The following is a 17865-nucleotide window of genomic DNA, read 5'->3' as shown; positions in this document are numbered from 1 at the left end:
AGCGGTATGCCAGTCACCGGGAAGCTGACTGATCCCCTGTCATCGCGAGCAAGCTTTGCTCCCACAAGTGTTATCCCATCGGGTTTGTTACAGGCACAAAAAAGCGGCGCTCAATGCGCCGCTTTTTGCTGCCGATGAATCAGCGGTGGTTACGCCGTCCATCATGATCACCGCGTCCCCGATGATCACGTCCGCCTCGGCCACGACGGTCGTCATTCCAGCCGCCCCGGTTATGGCCGTCCCAGCCGCCCCGGTGTGGATGAGACCGGTATGCCGTGCGCGGTGGCGAGTAATAGCGTGGACCGTGTTGGTAGTAGCGCGGCGCCGAGTAATAGCGTGGTGCCGGTTGGTAATAACGCGGTGCCGAGTAATACCGCGGTGCGTAATAGCCGCGCGGTGCCGAGTAGTAGCTCCCGCCACCGTAATAGACCGGCGCCGGTGAGGTGTAGACCTCGGAACGGTAGTAGCTTGAGCCTCCGTCGTAAGGAACACATGCCGAAAGTGTCAAACCCAGAAACGCAATGAGCAGAAGTCGTCGATACATGGCGGCCTCCTGGACCGCTAATGAGCCACATCAGCGACGCTGGCGGGCGGCAGTCATCTATTGGGTGACTGACGATTAATCTGACAGCGAAATCCGAATCTGGTGCGCCCCGGCAATAAGTTGAAACATGTGCTCCGTGCCTCATCCCGGTGCGATAAAGCACCACAACCATGCACAAACCCACTGGCGACGCCGCGCTGTTCTCCCCCCCACCCGCTTTGGACCGGGCCTTTACGCTACTTGGCACGGCTCTCGCTTTAACAAACTCCGTGCAGGAGTCATCACAGGTTCGCGGCACCACAATTTGCAATGGCTGACTAGGGTTCCGGCTCGCCTCTGGCGAGTGGCTGGTCCGAGAGTTGGCGACCTCCAGTTGAGGTTACACGGCGGGACAAAAGCCCGGGAGACAAGCCACCGTTCGCGGTGCCGCGTTGCTCCTGTCCGCCCTTGATCAACTGGAGAACCACCATGCTCAAGCTTCGTCTTTGCGCCCTGCTCCTCGCTACGTTCTCGGCCCTCGTAAGCCCCTCGTCCCCTGCCGCGCAAAAAGACCATTTCAGCGTCTGCTGGACCATTTACGCCGGATGGATGCCCTGGGAGTACGCCGGCAGCCAAGGCATTGTCGATAAATGGGCGAAAAAATACGGCATCACCATCGATGTCGTGCAGCTCAACGACTACGTCGAATCCATCAACCAATACACCGCCGGTCAGTTCGATGGCTGCACCATGACCAACATGGACGCCTTGACCATTCCCGCCGCCGGCGGCGTGGACAGCACCGCGCTGATCGTCAGCGATTTTTCCAATGGCAATGACGGCATTGTGCTCAAGGGTGACGGCAAGAAAGTCGCCGACCTCAAGGGCATGGACGTCAATCTGGTGGAGTTGTCGGTCTCCCATTACCTGCTGGCCCGCGCCCTGGACTCGGTCGGTCTCACCGAGAAAGACCTCAAAGTCGTCAACACCTCCGATGCCGATATCTCCGCGGCCTTCAATACCGACCAGGTCAAGGCCGTCACCACCTGGAACCCGATGCTCTCGGACATCAAGGCCCAGCCCGGCGTGAGCGAGGTGTTCAATTCCAGCCAGATCCCTGGGGAGATCATGGACATGATGGTGGTCAACACCCAGACCCTGCAGGACAACCCGGCCCTGGGCAAAGCGTTGACCGGTGCCTGGTTTGAAGTGGTGGCGCTGATGGATGCAAAAAACGCCGCCAGCAAGACCGCACTCGAACACATGGCCAAAGCCTCGGGCACCGATCTGGCCGGATTCCAGTCGCAACTGGACACCACCAAGCTGTTCGCCACGCCCAAGGAGGCCCTGAGCTTCGCCACCAGCGAGCAACTGCCCGCCACCATGCGCAAGGTCGCCGAGTTTTCGTTCCAGCACGGTTTGCTCGGCGAAGGCGCCAAGGACACCGACGCGGTCGGCATGACGTTTGCCAATGGCGTGACCAGCGGCGACAAGGCCAACCTCAAGCTGCGCTTTGACCCGACCTACGTGCAGCTGGCCGCCGACGCCAAGCTGTAAACCGGAGGAGCTGGCATGCGCCTGATCAACCGCTATCCGGATCGTCCCAGCCGCCTGTTGTTGGTGATCCTGCCCTTCGCGCTGGTGCTGTTCGCCTACTTTATGGGCTCGGCCGAACGGTTGACGGACAACCCCAACGACAAGCTGCTGCCCAGCGCGGTGCAGATGGCCGATGCGGTCAAACGCCTGGCCTTCACCGCTGACGTGCGCAGTGGCGATTACCTGCTCTGGCAAGACACCGCATCGAGCCTGCGCAGACTGGCAATCGGCCTGGGCATCAGCGCCTTGGCCGGCCTGTGCCTGGGCATCGCCGCCGGCACGCTGCCGCTGTTCGGCGCGCCGCTGTCGCCGTTGCTCACCGTGCTGTCGATGGTGCCTCCCTTGGCGATCCTGCCCATTCTGTTCATCGTCTTCGGTCTGGGAGAATTGTCGAAAGTGATGCTGATCGTCATTGGCATCACCCCGTGTCTGGCCCGGGACCTGGAACAGCGCGCCCGGGAAATTCCGCCCGAGCTGCTGATCAAGGCCCAGACCCTCGGCGCTTCGACCTGGACCCTGATGCTGCGGGTGGTGCTGCCGCAATTGCTGCCACGCCTGTTGATTTCCCTGCGGCTGATGCTCGGTTCGGCCTGGCTGTTTCTGATCGCCGCCGAAGCCATCGCCTCCACCGATGGGCTGGGCTATCGGATTTTCCTGGTACGCCGGTACCTGGCGATGGATGTGATCTTGCCGTACGTGGTGTGGATCACCTTGCTCGCCTGGCTGATGGACTGGGGTCTCAAGCACCTGACCCGGCGAGCGTTCCCCTGGTATGAGGGGGCGAAGGCATGAGCTTCATCAAGGTCAATAACGTCTGGCAGCAGTACGCCGATCAGGTGGTGCTCGAACGCTTGAACCTGAGCGTCGCCGAAGGCGAGTTCTGCACGCTGGTGGGGGCGTCGGGTTGTGGCAAATCGACCTTTCTGCGGCTGCTCTTGGGCCAGGAGCGCGCCAGTCGCGGGCAGATTCTGCTGGACGGTGAGCCTCTGGCTGGTGAGCCGGATGCCAGCCGTGGTGTGGTGTTCCAGCGTTACTCAGTGTTCCCGCACCTGACGGTGCTGAACAACGTTGCCCTGGGCCTGGAACTGCCACGCTCGCCGCTGCTGGGGCGCCTGTTCGGCAGCGCCAAACGCCAGGCCCGTGAAGAGGCCGCGCATCTGCTGAACAAGGTTGGCCTCGGCCATGCACTGGACAAATACCCGGCGCAGTTGTCCGGGGGCATGCAGCAGCGGCTGGCCATCGCCCAGGCGCTGATCATGAAACCCCGTGTCTTGCTGCTGGACGAACCCTTCGGCGCACTCGATCCCGGCATTCGCAAAGACATGCACGCCCTGTTGCTGGAGCTGTGGCGCGAGACCCGCTTGACGGTGTTCATGGTCACCCATGACCTGTCCGAAGGATTCAGCCTCGGCACACGCCTGCTGGTGTTCGACAAGGTTCGCGTCGATCCCCATGCCCCCGGCGCCTATGGCGCGCGCATCACCTACGACATTCCACTGAACAGCGACCGCCGCACCGCCCGTGCCGCCGTCGACGCCCTGCCCGCCGAACTGGCCGGCGCATTGCGTATCGCTTGAAAGGAGTTTCCCATGACCGATTCGACCCAATTGTTTCCTCCCTTCGCCGAAGAACTGCTGCCTGGTGGCGGCCACCGTTCCTTCGTGCTCAAGCGCGGTCAACTGCTGCGCCTGACCGATCTGCGCGGCGGAGCCAACGTGAGCCTGACGCTGCTCAATGCCAATGAGAAAACCGAGCGCCTGAACCTGCCCGACAGCCTCAAATGCCAACACACCGCCAAACTCACCACCGGCCATTGCCTGTACTCGGACATGGGCCGGGTGCTGGCGGCGATCACCGCCGACACGTGCGGCTGGAGCGATAGCCTAGGCGGTGTGCTCTGCGCCGAGGAAGTGGCTGAAAAATACGGCCAGGGCCGCTATCAGGAACTGCGTAACGGGTTCTTCCGCAACGGCACCGACAACCTGTTGGTGGAGCTGGGCAAATGGGGGTTGGGCCTGTCCGACCTGCTGATGACCCTCAACCTGTTCAGCCGGGTCGATGTCGACGAGGCCGGCAACTTTCATTTCGTTGAAGGCCATTCCAAGGCCGGCGATTACATCGAGCTCTACGCACCGATGGACACCCTGGTGGTACTGACTGCGCTGCAACACCCGATGGACCCGAACCCCCAATACGCCCCGCAACCGCTCAAGCTCAGCTGGATGAACGCCGAGCCCAGCGTGGCCGAGCACTGCCGCAACTCGCGCCCGGAAAACCAGCGCGGCTTCATCAACACCGACCGCCTGTTCGCCTGAGGATCGCTGCCATGTCACTTGCCATCGCCACCCTGCAAAAGCAGCCCGACGCCGCTATCTACCGCGCCACCATTCCCGCCGGGGAACCCTGGCTGGTGGAGGTCAAGGCCGGCCAGACCCTGCGCATCCTCGACCTGGAAGGCAACCAGGCGGTCGATACGCTGTTCTACAGCCTGGCCAATCCCAAGGAACGCTACGACGTGCAGCGCACCCTGCGTCGGCAGAACAGCGTGTACCTGAGCACGGGCAGCGTGCTGTATTCCAACCTCGGCCAGCCCATGCTGACCATCGTTGAAGACACCTGCGGGCGCCACGACACCCTCGGCGGCGCCTGCGCCCAGGAAAGCAACACCGTGCGCTACGCCCTGGAAAAACGCTACATGCACAGTTGCCGCGACAACTACCTGCGGGCCTGCGCCCACGACGGTCGTCTGGGCAAGGGCGACATCGGACCGAACATCAACTTCTTCATGAACGTGCCGGTCACCGCCGACGGCGGCCTGACGTTCGAGGATGGGATTTCGGCGCCCGGCAAATACGTCGACCTGCGGGCCGAGATGGACGTGATCGTCCTGATCTCCAACTGCCCGCAACTGAACAACCCGTGCAACGCCTACAACCCCACGCCAGCGGAGCTTTTGATATGGAACTGAAACTCACCCGCCTGCGCCGCTGGCTGTTTGCGTTGTGCCAGAGCCGGTCGGGGCAGTGCATCAAATAAACACTGATTTCATGAACACCCTCAAACCCTTGTGGGAGCGAGCCTGCTCGCGATGGCAGCAGCACATCCAACACTGATGTAACTGACAGACCGCTATCGCGAGCAGGCTCGCTCCCACAGGGGAGTCGGGTGTTTGGAGGTTTCGCTCACGGGGACGACCCCGTCGGCCATCGAAAACTGCGGGACGGCCCGCATCCCAGTTCAGGCAGCACGCATGCCTGAGGGGGCAATGCCATGTTCGAAAAAATCCTCATCGCCAACCGTGGCGCCATCGCCTGCCGGATCCTGCGCACCCTGCGTGAGCTGAAGGTCGAAGGCGTCGCGGTGTATTCCCAGGCCGATGCGGCCAGCTTGCATATCCTGCAGGCCGACGAAGCCCACTGCCTGGGCGAAGGTGCGGCGGCCGGTACGTATCTGGCGGTGGACAAGCTGCTGGCAATCGCCAAAAGCAGCGGCGCGACGGCGATCCATCCCGGCTACGGCTTTCTCTCGGAAAACGCCGCCTTCGCGCAGGCCTGCGAGGCCGCCGGCATCGCTTTCATCGGCCCGACGCCAGAGCAACTGCGTGTATTCGGCCTCAAGCACACCGCCCGCGACCTGGCTCGCCGGCACGGCGTGCCACTGCTCGAAGGCAGCGAACTGCTCGACAGCCTCGACGCCGCGCTACTGGCCGCCAACCAGGTCGGCTATCCGGTCATGCTCAAAAGCACCGCCGGGGGCGGTGGCATCGGCATGCGTGTCTGTCGCGATGCCGCCGAGTTGAGCGAGTCATTCGAAGCGGTCAAGCGCTTGGGCCAGAACAACTTCAGCGATGCCGGCGTGTTCATCGAGAAGTACATCGAGCGGGCTCGACATCTTGAGGTTCAGGTATTCGGCGATGGCCAGGGCCAGGTGATCGCACTGGGCGTGCGCGACTGCTCGGTGCAGCGGCGCAACCAGAAAGTCATCGAAGAAACCCCTGCGCCTAACTTGCCCGAAGGTATGGCCGAGGAGCTCTGCGCAGCAGCGATTCAACTGGCCCAGGCGGTCAACTACCGCAGCGCCGGCACCGTGGAGTTCGTGTTCGACAGTGACGCCGGGCGCTTTTACTTTCTGGAAGTGAACACCCGCCTGCAAGTGGAGCACGGCGTCACCGAACAAGTGTGGAACGTCGACCTGGTGCGCTGGATGGTGCAACTGGCCGCCGGGGACCTCCCGCCCCTGAGCGAGTTGAGCCAGGGGTTGCGAGCCCAGGGTCATGCGATTCAGGCGCGCGTGTATGCCGAGGATCCAGGCCGGGACTTCCAGCCGAGCCCGGGGCTGCTGACCGCTGTGCAATGGCCGCCAGCCGACGGCAAACAACTGCGCATCGACACCTGGGTCGAGGCCGGCTGCCAGATTCCACCCTACTTCGACCCGATGATCGCCAAAGTCATTCGTTGGGCGCCGACCCGTGAGCAGGCACGCCTGGGCTTGCATCAAGCGCTGAATGAAAGCCTGTTGTACGGCGTGGAAACCAACCGCGACTACCTGCAACAGATTCTCCTCGATTCACCCTTTGCCAGCGGCCAGCCCTGGACTCGCTGCCTTGAGGCGCTGGTCTATCGCGCCCACACTTTTGAAGTGCTCAGCCCCGGCACCCAGACCAGCATTCAGGACTACCCCGGCCGACTCGGCTATTGGGCGGTGGGTGTTCCGCCATCGGGACCGATGGACAGCCGCTCGCTGCGCCTGGGCAATCGCCTGCTGGGCAACGAAGAAGGCGCCGCGGCGCTGGAAATCACCATGAGCGGGCCGTTGCTGCGTTTCAACTGCGCTGCCAGGGTGGCCGTGACCGGCGCGGTCATTGCACTGACCCTCGATGACGAAGCTGTGCCGATGAACACTGCCCTGTCGATTCCTGCCGGTTCCACGTTGGCGATCGGCACCATCGCCGGCGCCGGGGCGCGCAGTTACTTGTGCCTGCAAGGCGGCGTGCAAGTGCCGGATTACCTGGGCAGTAAAAGCACCTTCACCCTCGGCCAGTTCGGCGGCCATGGGGGGCGGGCCTTGTGTACCGGCGACGTGTTGCACCTGGCGCCCCTGGATGAGCGCGCGACCGTGGCGCACACGAGCGAGCCCACTCTGGAGCTGCCCGACGTGCGGCAGATCCGCGTGATTTACGGCCCCCATGGCGCGCCGGAATACTTCACCGAGCGCTACATCCATACCTTCTTCGACACGGCCTGGGAAGTGCATTTCAACTCCAGCCGAACCGGCGTGCGCCTGATCGGGCCGAAACCCGAATGGGTACGCGCCGACGGCGGCGAGGCCGGACTGCACCCTTCCAACATCCATGACAACCCGTATGCCATCGGCGCCGTGGACTTCACCGGCGACATGCCCGTCATCCTCGGTCCCGACGGCCCGAGCCTGGGTGGTTTCGTCTGCCCGGTGACGGTGATCGAGGCGGATCTTTGGCAACTGGGGCAACTGAAGGCCGGGGACAGGGTGCGGTTTGTGCCGGTAGACCTGAAGACCGCCCGCTCTCTGACCTTGGAATGGAATCAATGTGGGAGCGAGCCTGCTCGCGATGAAGTGGATGCGGTGTCTGATCTGGCCCCATCGCGAGCAGGCTCGCTCCCACAGGGGTTTGGGTCGCCAGTGGTGTTGGATATCGGTCAGGACGATACCCGCCTGGTGGCGAGATTGGCCGGCGACACGCACCTGCTGCTGGAGATAGGCGCTCCCGAACTGGATCTGGTGCTGCGTTTTCGCGCCCATGCCTTGATGCAGGCGCTGGAGCACAAACAGTTGCCCGGCGTAATCGACCTCACGCCGGGCATTCGTTCGTTGCAAGTGCATTACCAACCCGAACAACTGCCGCTGGCCGAACTACTGCAAATCCTCAGCGGTGAATGGGACGCGGTGTGCGCCGCGCAGGATCTGCAGGTGCCGTCACGCATCGTGCACCTGCCGCTGTCCTGGGACGATCCGGCTTGCCAGCTGGCCATCGAAAAATACATGACCACGGTGCGCAAGGACGCGCCCTGGTGCCCGAGCAATCTGGAGTTCATCCGCCGTATCAACGACCTGCCCAACCTCGACGCAGTGCAACGCACGGTGTTCGACGCCAGCTACCTGGTGATGGGCCTTGGGGATGTCTACCTCGGCGCGCCGGTCGCCACGCCACTGGACCCTCGGCATCGGCTGGTGACCACTAAATACAATCCGGCCCGCACCTGGACTGCGGAAAACTCGGTGGGCATCGGCGGCGCGTACATGTGTGTGTATGGCATGGAAGGCCCAGGTGGATATCAATTCGTCGGGCGCACGTTGCAGATGTGGAATCGTTATCGCGAGGTCGCCGCATTCGACGGCAAACCCTGGCTGTTGCGGTTCTTCGACCAGATCCGCTTCTACCCGGTCAGCGCCGATGAACTGCTGCGCATCCGCCGGGACTTCCCGCTGGGCCGCTTCGACCTGAACATCGAACACGGTCAACTCAACCTTGCTGATTACCAGCGCTTCCTGGCGCAGGAGGCGGACAGCATCGCCGCGTTCCGAGCGCAGCAACAAGGCGCCTTCAATGCCGAGCGCGAGCGCTGGATCGCCAGTGGCCAGGCACACTTCGACAGCGAAGAACCGGCACCCGCGCCCAGCGAAGATTCGCTGCTGAGCGAAGATCAACTCAGTGTCGATAGCCACATCGCTGGCAATCTCTGGCAGGTCCAGGTGCAGGTGGATGCTCGGGTCAGCGCGGGTGACGTACTGGTGATTCTGGAGTCGATGAAGATGGAGATCCCGCTCCTCGCCCCCGTGTCCGGAGTGGTGCGCCAGATTCGTGTACAGCCCGGCTCGGCGGTGCGCGCCGGACAACGTGTGGTGGTGCTGGAACGTGACTGAACTCAATCAAAGGATTAATGCCATGACCCCGTCTTTACGCCTGGACGATTTGCGCGACGCCTACCGCAGCGGCGAACTTATACCTCGGAATTTACTGTTGAGCCTGCGGGAAAAAGCCGCGGCGCTGAACCCTGACTACCACCTGTTCATCCACCTGCTGACGCCCGAGGAGCTTGAACCTTACCTCGTCGCGCTGGAGGGCCAGGATCTGGAAAACCTGCCGCTGTATGGCGTGCCGTTCGCGATCAAGGACAACATCGACCTGGCAGGTATTCCCACCACGGCCGCCTGCCCGGCGTTCAGCTACGTGCCGCAACGTTCGGCCACCCTTGTCGAGCAGCTACTGGCCTTGGGCGCGATTCCTCTGGGCAAGACCAATCTCGACCAGTTCGCCACCGGGCTCAACGGCACCCGCTCGCCTTACGGTGCCTGTCGCAATAGCGTGCTGCCCGACTATCCGGCCGGCGGTTCAAGCGCCGGCTCATCACTGGCGGTGGCCCTGGGTGTGACAAGCTTTGCCCTGGGCACCGACACCGCAGGCTCGGGTCGGGTGCCGGCGGCGCTGAACAATCTGCTGGGGCTGAAGGCCACCAAGGGATTGATTTCCACGGCGGGTGTGGTGCCGGCCTGTCGCACGCTGGACTGCGTCACGACCTTCACCGCTACAGCCCGGGAAGCCAGCCAGTTACTCGCGCTGACAGCCCGTCTCGACCCACGCGATGAGTACAGCCGCCGCAACCCGCAGTGGAACGACGGCACAGCGTTCGGCGCGCCACGCAGCTTTCGCTTCGGCGTGCCTCGTCGGCAAGACCTGGCTTTTTTCGGCTGCCATGAAGGTCCACAACTGTTTCAAGCGGCCATCGAGCGCCTCAAGGGCCTGGGCGGCGAAGCGGTGGAACTGGACCTGTCCCCGTTTCTGGAAGCCGCCCGGCTCCTTTATGAAGGGCCTTGGGTGGCTGAGCGCTACAGCGTTGCCGGGGAATTGATGGAGCGCGAGCCCGACGCCGTACTGCCAGTTATCCGCGCCGTATTGGCGAAAGCGCCTACCGTGGATGGCGTACAAACCTTCCGTGCCCAGTACCGTTTGCAAGCGCTCAAAGCCCAATGCGATCGCGTCATGGAAACGCTCGATTGCGTCCTCACCCCGACCATCGGTCGCCCGGTGACCCTCGCCGAACTGGCCGCCGAACCGGTGCTGCGCAACTCGGAGCTGGGTTACTACACCAACTTCATGAACCTGCTGGACTACGCTGCCGTCGCTGTTCCCAGCGCATTCATGGCTAACGGCTTGCCTTGGGGCGTGACGCTGTTCGGTCGGGCCTTCACCGATCAATACCTGTTAAGCGTCGCCGATGCCTTGCAACGCCAGCAAGAGCCAGCCGTGCCAGCGCCGGCCAACCCGGCTCGCCATGACCGGGCGCGGCTGGTGGTATGCGGGGCGCATCTGGACGGTTTGGCGCTGAACTGGCAGCTCCAGCAACGCGGAGCCCGTCTGATCGAGGCCACCCACAGCTCAGCCGATTACCGTCTCTACGCACTGGCCGGCGGCCCGCCTCTGCGCCCCGGCATGCTGCGGGTCAGTGAAGGCGGCGTGGCTATCGAGGTGGAGGTTTGGGAATTGCCGAGCAGCGAACTCGGTTCGTTCCTGACCGCCATCCCCGCGCCGCTTGGGCTGGGCAAGGTACAACTGGCCGACGGCCGCTGGAAAAGCGGATTCATTTGTGAGCCGTATGGTTTGACGGGCGCGCAGGACATCAGTCATTTGGGGGGGTGGCGGGCTTATTTAGATAGTCTGAAACAGTTGTGATTGTGTGGCGAGGGAGCTTGCTCCCGCTCGGCTGCGAAGCAGACGCTTTTGCGGCCGCTGCACTTCGGTAAATCCCTCGCCACCCTTTACAAACCTGCAAATCCGAGCACCTTTTCCTACAAGGCCACTAAACTGATTTCATTGGGTCTGCGCCAAGGAAATCGCCATGTCGCTCCGTTCGCCGTTGTATTCCCAGCGCAAGCCGCTCCTGCTCGTGGCGGGGCTGCTAGGTGCAGGCTTTCTGATCATTTCATTGTTGGGCTACCACGCTGCCAACACTTCGGTACGGGACCACACGCTCAGGATGCTGTACCTGAACCTGCTGATCGGCCTGCTCGTGACGCTGGCGGTGTTGGCAATCCTTTATCAATTGATCAGCAGCTACCAACGCCGCATCGACGCCCAGGCGACCCTCGACAGCCTGACTGAACTTCCCAACCGCCGAGGCTTCGACCTGTTGGCGGTACAAGCCCTGCACGAAGCCCAACGTGAACCCCAACCCCTGGCGGCGCTGCTGCTGGAGCTGGACGAGTTCAAGCGACTGGACACCACCCATGGTCATATCGCCAGCGACCAACTGTTGACCGGGTTCGCTCGCGACTTGACCGACAGCCTGCGGCATTCGGACATCGTGTGTCGCTGGAGTGGCGAGACGTTTATCGTGCTGCTCAAGGACACCGACGGGCAGAACGGTCTGAAGATCGCCGAGAAAATTCGTCAACGGATCGAACAACAACGTTATTTCTGCAGTGGCAAAGAGCTGCGGGTCACCGTCAGCATCGGCCTCACCACCTTGCAGGGTGAAGACACCTTGCACAGCCTGCTGTCGCGGACCGATCATGCGCTGCAACGCGCCCGGCAAACCGGGAACAACCGAACCTGTGTACAGATGCCTCACTCCAGCTATGAATAAACCTGACCTGTGCCCGGCCTGTGGCGCCAGCAATGACTGCACCCTGGCCGACCCGCGAACCGCCGACCGCGCCTGCTGGTGTTACGGCGTGAGCATCGACCCGGCCGTGCTGGAAGCATTGCCGGCCGAGCTGCGCGATCAATCCTGCCTGTGCCCGCGTTGCGCCCAGGTCGAAACCCAGTTGCGGGCCAAGCCGCAGCCGATCGCGTAAGATGCCCGCCCTTCGCTCTCTTGCCTGACCTGCCCCATGCGCCTTGACCGCTTCCTCAGTAATCTGCCGCGTTTCAATCGCCAACAAGTCCGGTTGTTGTTGGTGGAACGCCGAGTGCGGATCGACGGGCAGATCATCAGCGATCCTCATGCACAGGTGCGCGAATTCAGCCGGGTCGAAGTCGATGAACAGGTGCTGCAAGCCGGTCGCCCACCCCGGTATTTCATGCTGCACAAACCGCCCGGTTACGTCAGCGCCACCCGCGACCCGCAGCACCCCACCGTGCTGGACCTGCTGGATGAGCCAGACAAGGACGACCTGCACATCGCCGGGCGGCTGGACTTCAACACCACCGGGCTGATGCTGATCACCAATGACGGCAGTTGGTCACGGCGCCTGACCCAACCGCAGACCAAACTGCCCAAGGTCTATTACGTCGAGACCGAGCAACTCATCACCGCCGAATACGCCGTCACCTTCGCACGCGGGCTGTACTTCGCTTTCGAAAACCTCACCACCCAGCCTGCGGAACTGCTACTGCTGGGGCCAAGATCGGCGCGACTGAGCATCGTTGAAGGCCGCTATCACCAGGTCAAACGCATGTTCGGCCACTTCGACAACAAGGTGTTGCGCCTGCACCGTGAACGCATGGGACCGCTGCTGCTGGACGCCGAGCTTGAGCCAGGCCAATACCGTGCCCTGAGCCCTGAAGAGATCCAGCTGATCTGATCGTATGACCGCTCGGCAGAAGTGTCGGACAATTGTCAAACAACACTTGCGCGACGGCCGGTCCACTGCTTGAATCAAACCGTCGGCCGAAATGTGACCGATGAGTCACCACATACTTCCAAGAAACTTTTTGCCGGCCGGAGCCTCCTCGGGTTCCTTCTTAACTCCGGCAAACTGCCCGCCATAACAATACCCGTCGACCGGCTTTCGTGGATCGACATGGGCCTTATCTTTCAGGCGTATGCCTACCTGTCACATTGCTCGTGCAATCTCATTGCGCGCATACCCGCTTGCCAGGAGTCTTATGACATGAGGCCAGAAATCGCTGTGCTGGATATACAGAGTCAGTATCGGGTTTACACGGAGTTCTATCGCGCAGACGCCGCGCAAAAGACCATCATCCTGGTCAACGGCTCGATGGCCACCACCGCGTCGTTTGCACAGACCGCCAAAAACCTCTACCCGCAATTCAACGTCGTGCTGTACGACCAACCCTATGCGGGCAAGTCCAAGCCCCACAACCGCCATGAAAAAATGCTGACCAAAGAGATCGAAGGCCAGATCCTCCTGGAGTTGATCGATCACTTCGCCGCAGAGCATGTGCTGTCTTTTTCCTGGGGCGGCGCCGCCACCCTCACCGCCCTGGCCCAGCGTCCACGGCGCATCGAAAAAGCGGTGATCAGCTCGTTCTCCCCAGTGCTCAATGCACCAATGCGCGACTACCTGGAACGCGGCGTGGATTACCTGGGCAGCCTGGACGGCGACCGCGTGGGACATCTGGTCAACAGCACCATCGGCAAACACTTGCCGCCGCTGTTCAAGCGCTTCAACTACCGCCACGTCAGCAGCCTGGCCGAGCACGAATATGGACAGATGCATTTCCACATCAACGACGTGCTCCACAGCGATCGGTTGTGCTACGTCAACGCGGCGAAAAAAATCAACGTGCCGGTGCTGTTCCTGAACGGCGAATGGGACGAATACACCTCGGCCAGCGATGCCAAGGTTTTCGCCGACCACGTGCAGCACAGCACCTTCAGCACGCTGCAAGCCACGGGGCATTTCCTGGACATGGAACACAAAGCCGCCTGCCGCGACAGCCGTGATGCCCTGCTGGGTTTCCTCAAGCAGCCCCATCAAGAAAGCCGACCACGCTACAACTACGTGCAGGACTACCATGCCCTGGCTATGTGAAACCGAGTCCTCGCGAGCAAGCCCCGCCCTGCCCCAACAGACACGGGGCTTGCCCGCGAACGACCGCTCTGGTTTGAGGTTTGCGTAGACGCGTCACCGCTGCGCCCGTAAAGAAAAACTTCAAATCCGCGCCCACATCTGGTACAAAGTCAGCCGCTCTGAGCGGGTGTCGTATAATGGCATTACTCCAGCTTCCCAAGCTGATAACGAGGGTTCTTATAGGATTACCCGTTTTGTGAACAAAGAAACACGCTTAAAGCGGGTATAGTTTAGTGGCAAAACGAAAGCTTCCCAAGCTTTAGTTGAGGGTTCGATTCCCTCTACCCGCTCCACTCCAAGCCCCGTATCTCGCGGGCTCCAGCATTCCCCCACCACCAAATTTGCCCCCAGTCACAACCGATCCCGACTTGTGAACAAGAAGCCCTTTTTCCTCTTTCCTAGCCGTAAAACCACGCAGGTTTGTGATTAAGAGTGCCCCCCCGTAAATCCATAGCCACAACTCATTTCCGCTCACCAATCCCTCAATCAGCCCCTCCTAAGGGATGCCACTACACTTGCGCCTCCCGTGCTCCGACGCCTCATTCAGTGCATAGCTCAAGACTATGAGTTGCTTTCGAGCTTCTTGGGCTCAATCGTGAGATTGCAGCAGCTAATGGATCGTCTCAGGAATCCTGCGCCGCTTTCCGCAGCCCACGCAGATCGATAAACTGGCGTGATGCATCGTACAAACCTGGTTCGCCCAGGCCTCTTAAGGATGACAGCAGATGCCTTCTTTGCGCCCCTCACAATACGCCATGCAACAGCGCACCGACGGTGGCCCATTTCTTCGTTTCGACTTAGAAGACGCCATGATTCTGACCGAGGAGGAGCTTGAGGCCATTGAATCAGACAGCGAGTATGAATCGATAAGTGAAGAGGTCTATGGGATCTCTCGGGTCTATTACAGCGACGTAGCCTTACCTGACGATGCGCCTGGATGGCACCTAATCCTAAAGATCGCTGCAGATTACCTAACTCTTTATCCCATCATCACTCGGTCGGGACATCCTGAGTACGCTCAGCCCAAATACGACACCATCACGTCAATCATAATCACTAGGCCCGTTTACCAGCCTTATGTTCATCCGTCCGACCAATACGCTGTCGACGAACTACTTAACGGCCTGCCTGCTGGCCTGTCGAAGGATTGGCGCTACGGTCTCGGGTTTCACTACGAATACCGGTACATACTTCAAGCACTGGGCGGATTGGAAGGTGTAGACACCCTTATCCTTCACGGCGGAAGTGGTCACAACGACGCAAAGATCAAAGGCAACGAGTTTTACCTGGGAATTAATCGGCTTGAGCAGTTGAAGAAAAGCTTGGATCGTCTGACCCAACGTCACCAACGGGAGACTGCAGCAGACAAAAAGCTCGTTTGCTACACAAGCTTGCTTCACCAATCGGCACCAGAGTTGTACCTACCCCGCGCCCGGAAATTAGCGCCGGATATGCTGGCCGACCTCGTTTCACTTGGTTCGGCGTCCCCTAAGCTTTCTCCGAAAGATCAGCAACAAATAACAAAGCTTGCGCAACAGAGTGTCCCATCTTTGGCGAAATCCGAGCCTCGCACCCTGTACAGCCTCAAGGCAGAAATCGAGCTCGTCACACTTGGCGAGCTCATCGAGGTTTATCGGAAGATGATGGATAACAATGCCAGTGAATCCAAATGGCAGACCTTCCTCAGCGAAAATCCATTTGTGCTAGACATGGCGTTTGGGTATCCCGTAAAGAAAATCGCAGATCAGCCCTATGTAGGTGGAAAGAGCTTCCATGGTCAAGGCGGCCAATATTCTGACTTCCTCATGGCAGCGAAGGCCACTGGGAATCTCGCCCTGATAGAAATCAAGCATCCCCAGCATGACCTGCTCGGAAAACCCTACCGAAAGACCTTTCCCCCGTCCTACGAGCTTAGCGGTTCAGTCGCCCAGATCATCAGCCAGCGCAGCCATGTGCAGCGAGAGATTTACGGCTTGGCGTATGACCTCGAAGAGCGCGTTCACGCCCATGCGGTTGCAGCCATCGTGATTATTGGGCGCACCCCAAACGAAGAAAATAAACAGCGCGCCTTTGAGCAATATCGGAACGGTCTGAAGGACGTTTTGGTGGTGACGTTCGATGAACTGCAGGTTCGACTCGAAAGCATTCATCAAGCCCTGATGCCGAAACCCCAAGATGCCCCTGAGCCAACTGAGGACGAAGACTTACCCTTCTGAATTTGCTCGATATTGGCCTTACATCGAATCGCCTATCATCCGTAACGCCGAAAATGATCGTGAATATCTGGACGAACCTTCAGAGCCAAGGTCATCACAGCCATTGATTGACTAAGAAGTGCATCGTCCCTTTCAGAGCCTTCGACGAAATTGGCATGGCCGGCACCGCCATCTTGATACTTAGCGCCATGAACGAGATTGTTCCTCACTCGGCGGATAGCGAGAAATAAATCCAACGTGCGTTCCACAGCATTTGTATCTTTCCACCCAAGCATCCCATCATCGAGCTTCACTTGTTTTTTGGGAGGATTGGCAACTAGGACAGGAGCAATTTCTAGGGCGATGACATCAACCAGAAATCCCTGGCCAAGATCTCGGGCAAATTTATCCCAATCAGGGCTCACTCCATTATCGTCGCCAATTGCATAGGTACCAGATCGCTTAAGTGCGCATTCGAATCTTGAGAAAACGACGAAAAAGTCTACTGCCAGCTTCGGCAGCTCTGCCCTGAGAGCCTCTTCAACCAAGTCCATATTTACTCCAGAAAATCCGTTAATCCTGCGCAGGCATCGAGTGTTGCATCAATCTGCACCCACATTGGCCGCAGGTAGGAAAACGTGATGTGTAATACCTGCAAATTCAGACTCAGCACGCTCCTAGCCTAGAGGAAGCTCTCCCCGCCAGCGGGCTACCAAGCGCTTTTAGGTACTTGCCCAAATCCTGGAAGCCCGCCTCGTGCAATACTCGAGCGACCTTCGCCGAGCGCTTCTCAGATTTAGGCAAGAAGATCGCACATTGCTCGGTGTAAGGGCGTGGTAGAGCTTTCCAATAGTAGGTGGCCTCAAAGTTTTGCATGGCCTTGTGGAAACCTAATTGGTGGTCGGTTTTCCAGGACATCACAAAAATCTCGAAGTCGCGGCGAAGGCTTGCCACGGCTACTTGGTTGATACCGTACGTTACGTATCTGCCGGACAAAGGCACTTTGATCTCAAGGCTCTTCGCTATGTACTTGGCTGCTGCGAAGTGATGAGAGCCACCACTGTTGATGAGGAAAACCCTCCCATCCCATTCCCACGTAGCGAAATGGTCAGTGGTCTTCTCTCGAGAAATGATGCGGATCTCATCCCAGCGGAGGTTTTCTTCGAGCTTCTCCTTCGTGACAGGGTTGATCATTTCCTGAGAATTTCGCTCAACCATGGCGTCCGTACTCTTGAACTTGTGCAATTCGGACTTCGACCCCGAGAAACCATCAATCTCCTGGATCTCGCATCTCAATTGCTCCTGCTCAATGACAGTGCCGAGATTCAGCAGATCCTCGCGCACGATGCTTATGCTGCCATAGTTGTGATACGCGCCTGGGCAACGCGTCCAGCCACTGAGACGCCGACGGTGAAAATGATCTTCACTCAGTAGGTTTCCAAAATCATTCCAACGAACGATCTCGAATGCACCGATACCCTTTTCATGCTCAACGAGGTGTCTGTTCAACCCGCTGTCTTCGCGCACGAGGTTGATCAGTGAGGCCGGATAACCTAAGTCCTCAAGCAGAGAATTTCGAAGAAATTTTACAGCCTTCCTTAGCATTACAAGCTCCTGTGTCGTTGCGAGTGAAGCGGCGATGGAGTCAAGAGTGCAGAAAAAGGCATCACAAAACCAGCGGATAACAATCAGCGTTCCCATCACCCTACGAGCTTTACAAATCAAAAAATACGCCAATGATGGCTAAACTCCATCATA

At 59.9% G+C, this 17865-nt stretch carries 14 protein-coding genes, 1 tRNA gene, 1 pseudogene and 1 riboswitch; of the genes and pseudogenes, 13 read left to right on the top strand and 3 right to left on the bottom strand.

Going from position 1 to position 17865, the window contains the following annotated elements; translation table 11 throughout:
• Nucleotides 1-139: 139 nt before the first annotated feature.
• Nucleotides 140-544: a hypothetical protein gene (locus PSH91_RS06995; RefSeq protein ID WP_107322081.1), complete on the bottom strand. Its 405-nt coding sequence runs from the start codon at nt 542-544 to the stop codon at nt 140-142.
• 306 nt (nt 545-850) lie between these two features.
• A riboswitch (guanidine-I (ykkC/yxkD leader) is annotated at nt 851-952 on the top strand.
• A gap of 60 nt (nt 953-1012) precedes the next feature.
• Here PSH91_RS06995 and PSH91_RS06990 point away from each other — a divergent pair.
• The 13 genes and pseudogenes from PSH91_RS06990 to PSH91_RS06930 all read left to right on the top strand — a co-directional run bounded on the left by PSH91_RS06990 (nt 1013) and on the right by PSH91_RS06930 (nt 16128).
• Nucleotides 1013-2080: a putative urea ABC transporter substrate-binding protein gene (locus PSH91_RS06990; RefSeq protein ID WP_139050921.1), complete on the top strand. Its 1068-nt coding sequence runs from the start codon at nt 1013-1015 to the stop codon at nt 2078-2080.
• A 15-nt stretch (nt 2081-2095) separates the two neighbouring features.
• Entirely contained in the window at nt 2096-2911 is an 816-nt protein-coding gene (locus PSH91_RS06985; RefSeq protein WP_047227986.1) for an ABC transporter permease, read from the top strand.
• Nucleotides 2908-3696: an ABC transporter ATP-binding protein gene (locus PSH91_RS06980; protein ID WP_047227987.1), complete on the top strand. Its 789-nt coding sequence runs from the start codon at nt 2908-2910 to the stop codon at nt 3694-3696. Before PSH91_RS06985 ends, PSH91_RS06980 begins: the two co-directional genes overlap by 4 nt.
• A 12-nt stretch (nt 3697-3708) precedes the next feature.
• Complete coding sequence (locus PSH91_RS06975) at nt 3709-4434, top strand: urea amidolyase associated protein UAAP1 (RefSeq protein ID WP_107322079.1); 726 nt, start codon at nt 3709-3711, stop codon at nt 4432-4434.
• Nucleotides 4435-4445: 11 nt separating this feature from the next.
• Complete coding sequence (locus PSH91_RS06970; protein WP_047227989.1) at nt 4446-5087, top strand: urea amidolyase associated protein UAAP2; 642 nt, start codon at nt 4446-4448, stop codon at nt 5085-5087.
• 302 nt (nt 5088-5389) lie between these two features.
• Entirely contained in the window at nt 5390-9019 is a 3630-nt protein-coding gene (gene uca / locus PSH91_RS06965; RefSeq protein WP_305467686.1) for an urea carboxylase, read from the top strand.
• A 22-nt stretch (nt 9020-9041) separates the two neighbouring features.
• Entirely contained in the window at nt 9042-10826 is a 1785-nt protein-coding gene (atzF, locus tag PSH91_RS06960) for an allophanate hydrolase (protein ID WP_305467684.1), read from the top strand.
• Between the two features lie 307 nt (nt 10827-11133).
• Nucleotides 11134-11739: pseudogene (locus PSH91_RS06955) on the top strand (GGDEF domain-containing protein); the annotation flags it as partial.
• Nucleotides 11732-11950, top strand: coding sequence for a cysteine-rich CWC family protein (locus PSH91_RS06950; protein WP_047227993.1), 219 nt, complete (start codon nt 11732-11734; stop codon nt 11948-11950). The pseudogene PSH91_RS06955 and the gene PSH91_RS06950, both read left to right, overlap by 8 nt.
• 36 nt (nt 11951-11986) lie before the next feature.
• Nucleotides 11987-12679, top strand: a complete 693-nt coding sequence (locus PSH91_RS06945) for a pseudouridine synthase (protein WP_305467682.1) — start codon at nt 11987-11989, stop codon at nt 12677-12679.
• Nucleotides 12680-12988: 309 nt separating this feature from the next.
• On the top strand, nt 12989-13873 hold the full coding sequence (locus tag PSH91_RS06940) for an alpha/beta fold hydrolase (protein ID WP_305467680.1): 885 nt from the start codon (nt 12989-12991) through the stop codon (nt 13871-13873).
• 258 nt (nt 13874-14131) lie between these two features.
• Nucleotides 14132-14205 (top strand) — tRNA-Gly (locus PSH91_RS06935).
• Between the two features lie 432 nt (nt 14206-14637).
• Nucleotides 14638-16128, top strand: a complete 1491-nt coding sequence (locus PSH91_RS06930) for a Shedu immune nuclease family protein (RefSeq protein WP_305467679.1) — start codon at nt 14638-14640, stop codon at nt 16126-16128.
• 35 nt (nt 16129-16163) lie between these two features.
• On the opposite strand, the gene PSH91_RS06925 is transcribed toward PSH91_RS06930, so the two are convergent.
• A complete protein-coding gene (locus PSH91_RS06925; protein ID WP_160891812.1) occupies nt 16164-16661 on the bottom strand; it encodes a hypothetical protein in 498 nt (165 codons plus the stop codon).
• A gap of 112 nt (nt 16662-16773) precedes the next feature.
• On the bottom strand, nt 16774-17808 hold the full coding sequence (locus PSH91_RS06920; RefSeq protein ID WP_256676720.1) for a DUF6685 family protein: 1035 nt from the start codon (nt 17806-17808) through the stop codon (nt 16774-16776).
• Between the last annotated feature and the right edge of the window lie 57 nt (nt 17809-17865).

The organism is Pseudomonas sp. FP1154 (assembly GCF_030687245.1).
Lineage (GTDB): Bacteria > Pseudomonadota > Gammaproteobacteria > Pseudomonadales > Pseudomonadaceae > Aquipseudomonas > Aquipseudomonas rhizophila.
This window is presented reverse-complemented; position numbering and strand designations above follow the sequence as displayed.